The sequence below is a fragment of the Rohdeia mirabilis genome, assembly GCA_007750655.1.
Taxonomy (GTDB): Bacteria; Planctomycetota; UBA1135; order UBA1135.
The window spans coordinates 1,303,774-1,316,679 of record CP036290.1 but is presented as its reverse complement, the minus strand read 5'-3'; the positions used below and the strand labels follow the sequence as shown (position 1 = coordinate 1,316,679).

10 protein-coding genes are annotated in these 12,906 nt (G+C 72.5%); 5 read left to right on the top strand and 5 right to left on the bottom strand.

All coding sequences use genetic code 11. The features are described from left to right. Positions 1-46 precede the first annotated feature (46 nt). Positions 47-1,600, bottom strand: a complete 1,554-nt coding sequence (locus tag Pla163_RS04910; protein WP_419186331.1) for an arylsulfatase — start codon at positions 1,598-1,600, stop codon at positions 47-49. A 266-nt stretch (positions 1,601-1,866) separates the two neighbouring features. On the opposite strand from Pla163_RS04910, the gene Pla163_RS04905 reads away from it, so the two are divergent. Then, complete coding sequence (locus Pla163_RS04905; RefSeq protein WP_145184453.1) at positions 1,867-2,313, top strand: universal stress protein; 447 nt, start codon at positions 1,867-1,869, stop codon at positions 2,311-2,313. Between the two features lie 41 nt (positions 2,314-2,354). Here Pla163_RS04905 and Pla163_RS04900 read toward each other — a convergent pair whose 3' ends face one another. The 4 genes from Pla163_RS04900 to folE form a co-directional block, all read right to left on the bottom strand. Next, complete coding sequence (locus Pla163_RS04900) at positions 2,355-3,599, bottom strand: glycosyltransferase (protein ID WP_145184450.1); 1,245 nt, start codon at positions 3,597-3,599, stop codon at positions 2,355-2,357. A gap of 116 nt (positions 3,600-3,715) precedes the next feature. Continuing rightward, the gene (locus Pla163_RS04895; RefSeq protein WP_419186330.1) at positions 3,716-4,987 is read right to left on the bottom strand and encodes an alginate export family protein; all 1,272 of its coding nucleotides are present in this window, start codon (positions 4,985-4,987) and stop codon (positions 3,716-3,718) included. Between the two features lie 482 nt (positions 4,988-5,469). Continuing rightward, on the bottom strand, positions 5,470-5,628 hold the full coding sequence (gene rpmG / locus Pla163_RS04890; protein WP_145184443.1) for a 50S ribosomal protein L33: 159 nt from the start codon (positions 5,626-5,628) through the stop codon (positions 5,470-5,472). A 150-nt stretch (positions 5,629-5,778) separates the two neighbouring features. Next, a complete protein-coding gene (gene folE, locus Pla163_RS04885; RefSeq protein ID WP_145184440.1) occupies positions 5,779-6,468 on the bottom strand; it encodes a GTP cyclohydrolase I FolE in 690 nt (229 codons plus the stop codon). A 233-nt stretch (positions 6,469-6,701) separates the two neighbouring features. Between folE and hflK the strand changes: the two genes are divergently transcribed. Genes hflK through Pla163_RS04865 form a run of 4 tightly spaced genes read left to right on the top strand, consistent with a single transcriptional unit; the run spans position 6,702 to position 12,811 of the window. Beyond that, positions 6,702-8,579: a protease modulator HflK gene (gene hflK / locus Pla163_RS04880; RefSeq protein ID WP_419186329.1), complete on the top strand. Its 1,878-nt coding sequence runs from the start codon at positions 6,702-6,704 to the stop codon at positions 8,577-8,579. Next, entirely contained in the window at positions 8,576-9,667 is a 1,092-nt protein-coding gene (gene hflC / locus Pla163_RS04875; protein WP_145184434.1) for a protease modulator HflC, read from the top strand. The genes hflK and hflC overlap by 4 nt, the downstream gene beginning before the upstream one ends. Next, the gene (locus Pla163_RS04870) at positions 9,630-10,754 is read left to right on the top strand and encodes an SPFH domain-containing protein (RefSeq protein WP_145184430.1); all 1,125 of its coding nucleotides are present in this window, start codon (positions 9,630-9,632) and stop codon (positions 10,752-10,754) included. Before hflC ends, Pla163_RS04870 begins: the two co-directional genes overlap by 38 nt. A 38-nt stretch (positions 10,755-10,792) precedes the next feature. Further along, positions 10,793-12,811: a heavy metal translocating P-type ATPase gene (locus Pla163_RS04865; RefSeq protein WP_145184427.1), complete on the top strand. Its 2,019-nt coding sequence runs from the start codon at positions 10,793-10,795 to the stop codon at positions 12,809-12,811. The last annotated feature ends 95 nt before the right edge of the window (positions 12,812-12,906 follow it).

The following is a 12,906-nucleotide window of genomic DNA, read 5'->3' as shown; positions in this document are numbered from 1 at the left end:
GCACACCTCGGGTCACGACACCATGGAGTCGCGCCGGGTCACCCCCTCAGGGTCGGTCGACGCCGCGCAGGGGGAACAGGGTCGAGGGCTCGCGCGCGGCTTCGAAGACGCGCTCGAAGCGCGCGACCAGATCGGGGCGTTCGGGAGCCAGATCCGTGCTCTCCGCAGGATCGGCCGCCAGATCGAAGAGCGCGAGCTTCGGCGAATCGGATCCCAACCCGGTCCGGACCGCCTTGAGGTCGCCGACGCGCACGGCCTGCTGGCGACCGAGTTCCCAGTAGAGCGGCGTCCGGCGCTCGGACGGGGCCGCGCCGCGCAGCACCGGAACGAGCGACTCGCCGTCCAACTCGACGGTGCTCGGCAACGCGCGCCCGGCGAGTTCGAGCACGGTCGGCGCGAGGTCCTGGAAACCGCAGGGGAACTCGCTGGTGCTGCCCGGTTCGATCACGCCCGGCAGGCTCGCGACGAACGGAACGCGCACGCCGCCCTCGAACACGCTGCCCTTGAGTCCGCGCAGTCCGCCCGCGCTGTCGAAGAACTCCGCGTCGACGCCGCCCGCGTAGGTCGGCCCGTTGTCGCTGGTGAAGACGACCAGCGTGTGTTCCAACTCGCCCGTGCGCTCGAGCGCTTCGACCAGCCGGCCCACCTGCCGATCGAGGCGCGCGATCATCGCCGCGTAGGCCGCGCGCGGACGCGGGTGCGGGACGTAGCCTCCCTCGCCGAGGTACGGCGCGGTGTCCCAGTCGCGCGGGAACGCGTCGAGCTCCGTCGGCGGAACCTGCAGGGCGACGTGCGGGATCGGACTCGCGTAGACCAGGAAGAACGGCGCGTCCTCGTCCGCGGCCGTCTCGACGAACGCCACCGCCTCGTCGATGATGCGGTCCGGCGCGTAGGTCGTGCCGCAGTAGCGCTCGTAGTACTCGGACTCGGTCGAGAGCGGCGCGTCGAGCTTCTGGTGCTCGGCCAGGTAGGCGTTGCCGGCGAGCGGTTCGCGGTCGCGGTCGGACCACAGGTGCGTCGGATAGAAACCGTGCGCCTTGCGCTGGCACAGGATCCCGTAGAAGCGATCGAAGCCCTGGTCGAGCGGATGTCCCGTCGTGTCCGGTCCCCCCAGCCCCCACTTGCCGACGAAACCGGTGCGGTAGCCCGCGTCGTGCAGCTCGCGCGCCACCGTCCACTCGCCGGCCGGCAGCGGCGTCTGGCCCTCGAGCGCGTCGGGACCGAAACGCAGCCCACCGTTCTCGGTGTTGTTGCGGATCGTCGCGTGCCCGGTGTGCCGACCGGTCAGCAGCACGCAGCGCGAGGGCGCGCACACGGGCGAGCCGCTGTAGCCCTGGGTGAAGCGCACACCGCGCGCCGCGAGCGCGTCGATCGCGGGCGTCGGGATCCGCTCCTGCCCGTAGCAGCCGAGCTCGCCCCAGCCCAGGTCGTCGGCCAGCACCACGACCACGTTGGGACGTTGCGGCTCGGCGGGAGCGGCGAGATCGGCCGCCGACGGTGCGCGCCGCGTACCGCTGCAGCCCACGGCCACGAGGAGCGCGATCGCGGCGCAGACGGCGCGGGTCGGACGCGCGGCGGCGGACGGGGTGTTGGTCGACATGGGACCTGGTCGGTTCGAAGGTGGGCGGCGGCGCTCCCGTCGGAGTGACGAGCACGGTGTCGCGACGGATCGGTCCCACCGCTCGGTGCGACGGATCGACGGGGCCCGAGCCTGGTGAACGCATCCCCGCATCGCAAGGCGCGAGCGTCGGGCGCACGGCATCCGGCCCCTCGGCGTCGCACCCGGCGGTGGCGCCCCCGGCACCCGTTCGCCACACTGTGCGGGAACCCCCGACCGGTCCCGCAGGGGCCAGAGAGTGACCACCGATGAAGCTCAAGCACATCCTGCTCCCCACCGACCTCTCCGACGAGGCCCAACGCGCCTTCGGCCCCGTGGCCGAGCTGGCGCGCGACACCGGCGCGAAGGTCACCCTGATCCACGTGGTCCGGATCCTCGTCACGACGCCCCCCGGCGCGATGTTCGCCGGCCCGCTGACGATCGGTGATCCGCACCAGGAGAAGGAGGACGCGAACAAGGCGCTCGCCGAACAGGCCAAGGCCATGGGCGAGGGCGTGAAGGTCGAGACCGAGGTCCTGCTGGACGAGTCGGTCGGCCGCGCGATCGTCGAGTTCGCCGAGCAGAACGGCGTCGACGTCATCGCCGTGTCGACCCACGGACGCAGCGGCCTGCGGCGCGTGATCCTCGGCTCGGTGGCCGAGGACATCCTGCACCGCTCGCACCTGCCGGTCCTGGCCTTCCCGCCGGCCAAGTAGGCGATCGGTCGAGCGCGCCGCGGAAGGCGCGCTCGTGCCACTCAGGCCGCGGCGCGACCGGCGGCGTCGACGGCCTCGAACGTCCAACGGGCACGACGCGCGTACCACGCGTCGGCGGCGTGGTACTCCCCCGCCGCGCGCGCCGCCGCCCCGAGAGCGAGCAGGCGCGAACGATCCGCGGCCAGTTCGGCCAGGATCTGCGCTCCACGCGCCGCGTCGCTCCGCGGCAGGAGCACCGTCGCCCCTTCCGCGTCCGCGCGCTCGCGGGCGTAGGCGATGTCGGTCGCGACCAGCGGCAGTCCGGCCGCGTAGCCGTCGAAGATCATGCGCGGCGTGTCCTCGGCGGACGGCGTGAACAGGAGTCCGTCGTAGGCGCCCAGGCGCGCGATCAGTTCGGGGCCGTAGACCGCCGTGCCGAGGAAGCGCACGTGCTCGCCGAGACCGCGCTCGGCCACCAGAGCTTCGAGCCGCGCGCGTTCGGGTCCGTCGCCGACGAGGTCGTAGGTCACCGCCGCACCCGCGCGCACGGCGGCGGCCACCAGCTCGATCGCGGTGTGCAGTCCCTTGCGTTCGACGAAGCGGCCGCAGTAGACGAACCGCAGCGGCGCGCCCGAACCCGCGTGTTCGCGACGACGCTCGAGCACCGCCTCGCCGACCACGTGCTCCGACAGGTGCGACGTGTCGTGGAACTCGCGCACGTTGCGGCCGAACGGTCCGTAGCGCTGGACCAGGTCGCGGCCCTTGAGCAGGCTCAAGGTCGCGCGCGACACGCCGTCGCGCACCACGCGCTCGTAGAGGCTGCCGTAGATCGCCGCGCGCAGTCGGCGCAGTCGGTCGTCGCCCGCGAGTTCGCGCTCCTGCAGCACGATGTCCGTGTCCTGCACGAACACGGTCGGAACGCCCCACTCGGCCGCCAGTCGCCACGCGGTCGTCATGACCGGCTTGAACAGGTTGTCGGCGCCGCCGTGCACCACGTGCGCGCGCGACACGAGGCCCGCGGCCTGCTCGCGCCACGTGGCCCGTTCGCGCAGCCAGTACGCGCGCGCGCGGATGTCGGCCGCGATCGACGGCACGAGCTCGATGCCGTCGCGTTCGACGTCCAACTCCTCGAGCGCGGTCGAGCCCTCGAAGCGGTCGGCCGGCAGGCTGGGTGCGAGCACGCACAGCGGCCCGTAGCGACCCTCGAGCGAGTCGCGCAGCAGCTCGAGCGAGCGCTTCCAGTCGGTGGTGACGAGGCGACGCTCACCCTCGATCAGGATCGGGGCGCAGATGGGGATCAGGTACATGGGCCTCCCCTCGATCGGGAGACGGGCGCGCACCGATGGAGCCCAATCCGCCGTTCCTCGCCGCGCGGGGCCCCGAAAGGCCCGTCGCCCCGTCGCCGGAGCCGCTGCCGCGCCGCTCAGGGCGTGAACGAGGCCCAGACGGCCACGCTGGTGGCGTCGGTCTCGAATCCGCGCGCCGTGTAGTCGGCCACGGCGCCGCTCAGCTCGAGCTCGGGGATCGGGCGCCAGGTGAGGCCCACGTTCCACTCCGAGCCATAGTCCGCCCCACCGCGATCGGCGGCGAAGTCGTGCCAGGTGGCGGTCAGTTCGACCTGGTCGATGGTGTAGCTCGCACCGACGTAGCGGTCGACCAGGCCGTCGTCCGGCGTGACGACGAAGCGATCGATCCAGCCGTTGAAGTCGTTCGCGCTGGCGAGCGGTGTGATGAACGGTGCGTCGCCCGCGCCCGACGAGGCGCCGAGGCGTTCGACCCCCGTGCGCAGCGTGACGCGACCGGCGCGGCCCAGCACCACTTCCCAACCCAGCTCGAGCGCCGCGCGCGAAGCGTTGATGTCGCGTCCCGTGCCGTCGTCGCCGCGCTGGCGCGCCAGTTCGGCCCGGTAGTGCGCGAGGTGGCGCGGCGCGAGGTCCAGCTCGCCGGCGACGCGCACGCCCAGCGTCTTCGGGGCCGGCTCGCCCGTCTCGTCGAGGTCGATGTGGACCAGGAAGGCCGAGGCTTCGAGCGCGGCGCCGCGGCGATGGGTCACGTCGAACACGTGCGTGTTCATCGTCGACCGGCCGTTCGGCGCGTCGTCGCCGCTGGGCCGGTTGACCGCACCGAAGTAGGCGTACTCGAGATCGAGCAGGTCGAGCGCTCGCCCGCGCAGCACGGCGCCGTCGAACACCTGGTCGTTCTGGCGCCAGGGGTCGGGTCCGAGGAAGCGCCCGTCGTGCAGCGTGTAGCGCAGGCGGCCGACCTCGAGGCTCACACCGCTCGCGTCCTCGAAGCTCGCGAACACGCGGTTGAGCGTCGTGCCCTCGGGATCGAGCACGAGCGGACGATCCGTGAAGTCGTTGAGGCCGTCGTAGAAGCGCTCGGAGCCGACGACGGTCGTGTTCTCGAGCTCCGCGCCGAAACGCAGTCCGCGGAAGGACGCGGTTCGCAGTCCGAAAGCGGTGCGCACGGTCGAGGCGCGCGAACGCTCGGGGAAGGCCGCGTCGCGAAAGTCCTCGTGCCGCGCGCGGATCTCGAGCCAGACCTCGGCCCCGCGCGTGGCGTCGAGGAACTCCGCCAGGGGCCCGGAGGCGCGCGCGTCCTGGGCCGGCGCGGGCGCCGCGAGAACGGCGGACGCGAGGAGGCCGGACGCGACGGCGGCGAGCTGCCGGGGGATGCGGGAGGAGGGGGTCACGGCGGGGAGCGGTGGACGGCGGGCGCGGAGCGGGGCCCGGACACGACGCCACGGATCAAACCTAGCCCGCCCACGTGGCCCGGGACGGGGCGGAGGCGCGGCGCGGGTCGCCCACTCGACGGACGGAGCCCCGGGTGTGGACGCGGCGACGGGCCCTGGCCCACCCAGCGCGTCCGGCCGGCCAACGCGACGAGCCCGCGCTCACACCCGGGGTCCGGGTGCGAGCGCGGGCTCGCAGATGTGGTCGTCGGTGGCTCGCGCGCTCGGACCGGCCGCTCTGGCGGCGGAGCTGGCGCGGTCGCCGGGCCTCGAGCGCACGGGCCTCGAGCGCACGGGCCTCGAGGGGTGCGGGCCTCGAGCGGTACGGGCCTCGAGCGGTACGGGCCTCGAGCGGTACGGGCCTCGAGCGGTACGGGCGCGCCCGGGAAGGGCCCGCCGGAACGCTCGCCCGTCGCTCGCCCGCGGCCTAGAGGCCTAGAGGCCTAGAGCTTGCGCTCCTTGTGCGACGTGTGCTCGCGACAGAAGCGACAGAACTTCTTCTTCTCGAGCTTGTAGGCCGCCTTCTGGCGCTTGTGCGTCGTGTAGTTGCGGGAGCTGCACTTGGTGCAGACCAGCCAGATGTAGCGTTCCTTGATCTTCATGGCAGTGGTGGTCCTGGGCCCGGTTCGGGGCGAAGGGCCGAAGAGTGTACGGAGCGGCCAGGGCCGGCGCCAGCCCCCGAATCGCCCGGATCGGTCGCGAATCCGACGGGCCGGCCAAAGGGGGCTCCCCCACCTGGGCCCGGCCCCGGCTCAGCGCTGGAGCATCGCCAGCAGCTCGTGCCGGGTGCTCGCGTTGTCCCGGAAGGCGCCCAGCATGCGGCTGGTGACCGTGACCGAGTCGGGCTTGTGGATGCCGCGCGTGGTCATGCACTGGTGGCTGGCCTCGATGATGACGGCCACGCCCCGGGGCTGGAGCACGCGGTCGATCGTGTCGGCCACCTGGGCGGTCAGCTTCTCCTGGATCTGCAGGCGCTTGGCGTAGACCTCCACGACCCGCGCCAGCTTGCTGATCCCCACGACGCGCTTGTCGGGCAGGTAGGCCACGTGGGCGCGCCCGTTGATCGGGACCATGTGGTGCTCGCAGTGGCTCTCGAGGTTGATGTCGCGCACGAGCACGATCTCGTCGTAGCCCTCCACCTCCTCGAAGGTGGTCGAGAGCACGGCTTCGGGGTCGAGCTCGTAGCCGGCGAAGAACTCGCGGTAGGACTTGGCCACGCGGCGGGGCGTGTCGAGCAGCCCCTCGCGATCGGGGTCGTCGCCGGCCCAGCGCAACAGGACGCGGACCGCAGCTTCGGCCTCGGCCTGGGAGGGACGGGCGGCTTCGATGCGAGAACGTTCGGTGGAGGACACGGGCGCGGGCGCGGGGCGTTGGGGCGGAGTGACGGGCGCGGTGGAGGCCGGGCCATCACCATCGAGAGGGCGGTCGGTGGGCGTGGTCATGGCAGCCTGGTTCGCGGTGCGCCGGCGCCGTCCCGTGGAGGCCCCGGCGAACCCGACTCCCGGGTGCGGCTCGGAGAATAGCCCGCGACGGGTGGGCGGCGCGCGCGTGTGCTCGGGGAAGCGTGAAGAGCGCGAGGCGCCGCAGTGGGCCTCGACACCGGCGCCCCGTCTTCGCCTCCTCGGCGGGTCTGGACGCGGCGCGGCCCGTGTAAAGTCTTCGGGCTCCAATGTCGTTGCCCGCCGCCACCGCACTGCACACCGAACGCCTCGCGCGCCTCAAGCGGGTCACCGGCTGGGTGACGCTGCTGGTGGCCCTGCCGCTGGCCACCTTGGACGGCAACGGCTGGCTCGGCTCGACCGCGCCCGTGGATCCGGCGCTGGACGGCGTCCCCGCCCTGCTGGTGCCGTTCGTGCCCGGACCCTTCGGGACGCTGGCGCTGCTCGTGGCCTTCGCCCTGTGGCGGATGTTGGCCTGGCGGATCGCGGAGCTCGCGCGGCTGGCCGACGCACCCGCGACGCCCCGCCGCGGCGTTCCGTTCTTCGCGCTGCGCTTCGTGCCCACGGCGCTGCTCGTCGTGGTCGGCGTGCAGGTGCTGTTCGGCGTCGACATCGCGCGCTGGCTGGGCCAGTTGTTCGAGTTGGAACCGCTCGTCGGCGGTCGTCCCCTGTGGGCGGCTGCTCTCGCGGTGGACGTCGATTCCGTCGCGGCGCTCGAAGCGAGCACCAGGCCGTGGATCGGTGGCGTGAACGCGCTGCTCGCCGTGGCCTGCGCTCTGGTCGCGCTCTTCTTCGCGGCCGTCGACCCGACCGCCGCACCCGAGGCCAAGGGCTTCGCGGCCTGGGCGCGCGTCGGCACCTGGTACTGCGGTCTGGTCGCGGCGGTGCTGCTGGCGCCGACGCTGCTCGGCGCGGACGTGGCGGCCTCGGTCGACCTCGACTGGATCCCGTCGGCCCTCGGCGGTCTCGCGACGCTGCTGTGGATCGAGGTGGCGCTGCGCTCGCTCGCGACCTTCTGGGCACGCATCTACGACGGCGCCGCCCACCCCGGCGCGCGCGTCCTGACCGACGCCGTCGTGCCGCGCCTCCTGGGCTCGAGCTTCAACCCGGTCAAGAGCCTCTTCGACGTGGCGGCCGACGGCTTCGGCATCGACATCCGCGGCACCTACGCGCTGGTGTACATGCGCCGCGCGCTGCTGCCGATCGGCGCGCTGCTCGCGCTCGTGGCCTGGGTCGCCAGCGCGTTCCACGTGGTCCCGACCCGCGCGGTCGGCGTGCTCGAACGCTTCGGTGCGCGGCCCGAAGGCGTGCTCGAACCGGGACTGCACGTGCTGTTCCCGTGGCCGATCGATCGCGTGCACACGGTCGACGTCGGTCAGGTGCGCTCGATGCCGGTCGGCTACGAGCGAGCGATCGAAGGCGCGCCCATGCTGTGGACCGAGACCCACGCCCAGGGCGAGTACCGGCTGGTGCTCGGTGACGGCGAAGAGCTGCTCTCGATCAACGCGGTGTTGCACTGGCGCCCGTCCGACCCTCTGGCCTTCGTCTACACGGAGGCCGATCCCGAGGCGGCGCTGTCGGCCATCTGCTCGCGCGCGCTGTTCGAGCAGACCGTCGACCGCGACCTCGACGACGTCCTGGCCGGCAACCTCGAGCAACTCACGAGCGACTTCGAGACGGCGATCGCGACGGGCGTCGCCGAACGCGGCCTCGGCATCGAGATCGTCGACCTGGTCGTCCTCTCCCTGCATCCGCCGCGCGAAGTGGCCGCCGACTACCAGAGCGTGGTCAGCAACCAGATCGAGGGCGAACGCCTGGTGATCGAGGCCGAGTCCACCGCCACCGTCGACCTCCTGGAGGCCCAGGCCGACGCCTTCGCCATGGTGTCCGAGGCCCGCGCGGCCAAGGTCCAGCGCGTGGCGAGCGAAGTGGGCGAGATGGAGGCCTTCCGACTGGTGGCCGGCGCGCGCAGCGGCGATCTGGACACCGACGCGGCCCTCGAACTCGTGCTGTATCTCGACCGACTGGAACGCGCCCTCGCCGGCACGCCCTATTCCGTGTGGGACGCCCGCCTCGACGCGGACGGAGCCACCTGGTGGATCCTCGACCGATGAACGACCGCAACGACCACGCGCACGGGCATTCGCACGGGCATTCGCACGGGCACTCGCACGGGCACGGGCACACCCACGGCACCGTCCCCGACACGGGCCCGCGGCGCTTCCGGCTGCGACTGGTCGTGGGCGGAGCGACGGTGCTCCTGCTCGCGCTCTACAGCGCGGCCGTGTCGGTGCGCGAGCGCCACACGACGCTCGTCACGCGCTTCGGCAAGCTCGACCGCACGCTCGACGAGCCCGGTCTCAACTGGAAGCTGCCCTGGCCGCTCGAGGCCGAGATCGCGATCGATCGTCGCACGCACGTGCTCGAGTCGAGCCTCACCGAGACCCTCACCGGTGACCGGCGCAACGTCGCGCTGCAGACCTTCGTGGCCTGGCGCGTGGACGATCCCGAACTGTTCTTCCGCGCGGTCGGCAGCCCCGAGCGCGCGCGTGAGATCCTCGCCGCTCGGCTCTCGGCCGCGAAGACCGCAGTTCTGGCCAAGAACGATCTGGGGGCGCTCGTGTCGATCGACGACGACGCGTCGCGTTCGCGCGCGATCGAAGAACAGCTGCTCGCGAGCGTCGAGCAGATCGACGAGGGCACCGCGGACACCACGCGCACGATCTACGGCATCGCGATCGAGAGCCTCGGCATCAAGCGCGTGGCCTTCCCCGAGGCCAACATCGCCGCGGTCTTCGACCAGATGCGCGCGGACCGCAAACGCGAGGGCGACGCCATCCGCGCCGAGGGCGAGACCACGGCCGGTGAGATCAAGGAACGGACCAAGGTCGAGGTGCGCGAGATGCTGGCCGAGGCCGACAAGGAAGCGCGCGTCATCCGCGGTCAGGCCGAAGCGGAGATCGCGCGCGCGCTGATCGACGTCAAGGACCTCGACCCCGAGTTCTTCGCGTTCATGGTGAAGATGAACTCGCTCGAGAACCTCGTCACGAACAACACCGCGCTGTTCCTGCAGACCGGTCAGGTGCCGTTCGACCTGTTCAACGGCGGCCGTCCCGACGCGGAACTCGTCGGCGAGGGCGGGCTGGAGAACGGGCGCGCCGAGGATGCCGACTCGCCCTCTGACGGCGACGGGAACGACTGACGTGGCCGAGCTCCAGATCCGACGGGTCGGCGAGACCCAGCACCTGTTCCAACCGCTGCTCGCGAGCCTCAACTGGCTCGTGGCGCGCATCGGCTGGATCCTGGGCGGTCTGGCGCTCGTGTACCTCGCGTCGGGCATCACGTTCGTGCGCGAGAACGAAGTCGCGCTCGTGCAGCGCTTCGGCCGTCTGGTCGGCGACACGCCCGCGGAGCAGATCCAGCGTCCGGGGCTCTTGCTGGCGCTCCCCTTCCCCATCGACCGCGTCCAGCGCATCCCCGTGGACCTCGTGCGCCAGGTCGAGATCGACGACTTGGACGCGACGGACGCGATGCTGCGCGACGATCCCTACGGCCAGGAACAGGGCGACACGATCGACCCCGTGGCCGAAGGCTATCTCGTCACCGGCGACCGCGCGCTGATGCAGACGCGCCTCGTCGCGCGCTACCGCGTCAGTGATCCGATCGCCTGGGCGCTGGGCGCCGACGAGGCGACGCGGGAACGCCTCGTGCACGACTCGGTGCAGGCTGCGGCGACGACGATCTTCACGACCTACGGTGCGCTCGACCTGTTCGCCGGCCTGCGCTTCCTGCCGACGCAGATCCGCGACGTGGCGCAGGCGCGACTCGACGCGGTGAACAGCGGCATCGACCTGGCCGAAGTCTCGATCGGCACGATCAGTTTCCCGCGCCAGGTGAAGGCCGCCGTCGAGGACGTGCGCACGGCCGTCAACGTGGCGCGCGCGCGCATCACCCAGGCCGACGGCGAACGGCGCCGCGACCTCGAACTGTTCCGGCGCGAACTGGCCCAGATCCTGGCCGAACAGCGCGGCTACGCGCGCGAGGTCGTGGCCCGCGTCGAGGGCGCGATCGCGGCCTACGACGAGGTGCTGCCACAGTACCTGCTCGCACCGGAACTGGTGCGCGACCGGATGCTGCGTGCGGGTGTCGTCCGCATCCTGCGCGAGAGCGGCGCACGCATCTCCTTCGCCCCTCCGCCCGCGGACGGGCGCTACGCCGAGTTGCGCTTCACGCTGTCGCCGGATCGTCGCATCGACGCCGTCGACGACGCGGGCGACGCCGAGCACTGATCGAACGGCCGCGCCTCCACTCGCGCGGCACCACCACGATGTCCACCACCACGAAGGCCTGCGAGACCGTCGGAACGGGGCACGACCCGATCGAAGCGCCGCTGACGACGAGCGAGAAGCGGCGCATCGGCCGCCAGCTCGGCCCGCTGATGTTCGGCACCGGGTTGTTCGCCCTCGGCGCGCTGTACGCGTGGCTCGTTCCCGACCAGGCCGACGTCGCCGCGGTGCTGCAAGCGATCGGCGCCGTCACCGTCGGCCTGCCGATCTTCCGCGAGGCGCTCGAGGGCTTCCTCGCGCGCCCGACGCGCAACCTGACCGAGCAGTTGGTCGCGATCGCCGTGTTCGCGGCGCTCGTCACCGGGGAGTTCATGGTGGCGACGCTCGTGCCCTTGTTCCTCGAGCTCGGGCACCTGTTCGAGGAACGCTCGAGTCGCGGCGCGCGCGCGGCGATCGACGGCATCCTGGCCCTGCACGCGCGGCGCGCGCACCGGGTGCGGCCCGGCGCGGCGGACGGTGAAGAGCTGGAGGAAGTGGATCCCGAGCAGCTCGCGGTCGGCGACGTGGTCGTCGTGCGCCCGGGCGAAGTGATCCCCTGCGACGGCGAAGTGGTCGGCGGGCGCTCGAGCGTGGACTCCTCCCCCATCACGGGCGAGTCGCTCTACGACTCCGTGCAACCCGGCAGCCGCGTGTACTCGGGCACGATCAACCTCGACGGACTCCTGTCGGTGCGCGCGACGACGGTGGGCTCGGCGTCGGTCCTGGGCCGCGTCGTCGAACTGCTGCAGAGCGTCGAATCGAGCAAGACGCCCGTGCTGCGCCTGCTCGACCGCTTCTCGGGCAGCTACATCCCGCTCGTGCTGGCCGTGGCCGGCATCGTCCTGTTCGCGACCGGCGAGATGAACCGCGCGATCGCCGTGCTGATCGTGGCCTGTCCGTGCGGCCTCGTCCTCGCGGGCCCGGCGGCGATGGTCGCGTCGATGACGGCGGCCTCGCGCCTGCGGCTGTTGATCAAGAGCTCCGAGTTCATCGAGACCTCGGCCGACATCACGACCCTGGTCCTCGACAAGACCGGCACCGTGACGAGCGGGCGCCTCGCGGTCGACGCGCTCGTGCCGGTCGCCGGAGTCGAGAGCGAACGGCTGTTGGCCGCCGCCGGCACCTGTGGTCAGGCGTCCCTGCACCCGGTCAGCGTCGCCGCGGTCGCGGCCGCTCGCGCGCGCGGACTCGTTCTCGGCGGCGTGGACGAGACGCGCGAGATCCCGGGCTCGGGCGTCGAGGTGCGCGCCACCGGTGGCACGCGTCTGCGCCTGGGTCGGCGCACGTGGCTCGAAGCGGCGGGCGTGTCGTTCGAAGGCGCCGGCGCCGACGACGGTGGCCCGGGCGCCTGGGTCGCGGAGGGCGATCGCCTGCTCGGATTCGTCGCCCTGCGCGACACGCCGCGCAGCGAGGCCCGCTCCGCGCTCGACCTGGTGCGCCGCCTCGGCATCGAACGCATCGTGCTCCTCACGGGCGACCGCGAAGGCACGGCCAAGGTCGTGGCGGACGAACTGGGGTTCGACGACTACGTGGCCGAGGTGCTGCCCGAGCAGAAGCTCGACATCGTGCGCCAGGAACAGGCGCGCGCCCGCGGCAAGGTGATGATGGTCGGCGACGGCGTGAACGACGCGTTGGCCCTGTCGGGAGCGGACGTGGGCGTGGCGCTCGGCGCGCGCGTCAACGAGGTGGCCGTGGGCGGAGCCGACGTGGCGCTGATGTCCGGCGACCTCGGCCGCATCCCCCGCATGCTGCACCTCGCCGACCGCACGCGCGCGACGATCGTGTCGAACGCGCTGCTCGCCACCGGTTGGGGCGTGGCGATGGTCGCCCTGGCCTCACTGGGGATCCTGGCGCCTGCCGTGGCGGCCCTGCTCCACAACGGCGGCGTCCTGCTGGTGCTGGTGAACTCCGCACGGCTCGTGCGCCTGGGCGACGCGGTGGAGGAGACCGGTCCCTACCTCGCGCCGGCGGCCCTGGTGCCGTCCGCAGCGCCGGAAGCCGACGGCGCCGCCGCGGCCTGAGTTCGAGCGGTGCGCGCCGCCGGGGGAACGGGCGGCCCGTGAGCCGGACGGCCTGCGCGGTCCTGGGCCCCGCCGCGGCTCCTGGGCGGACGGAG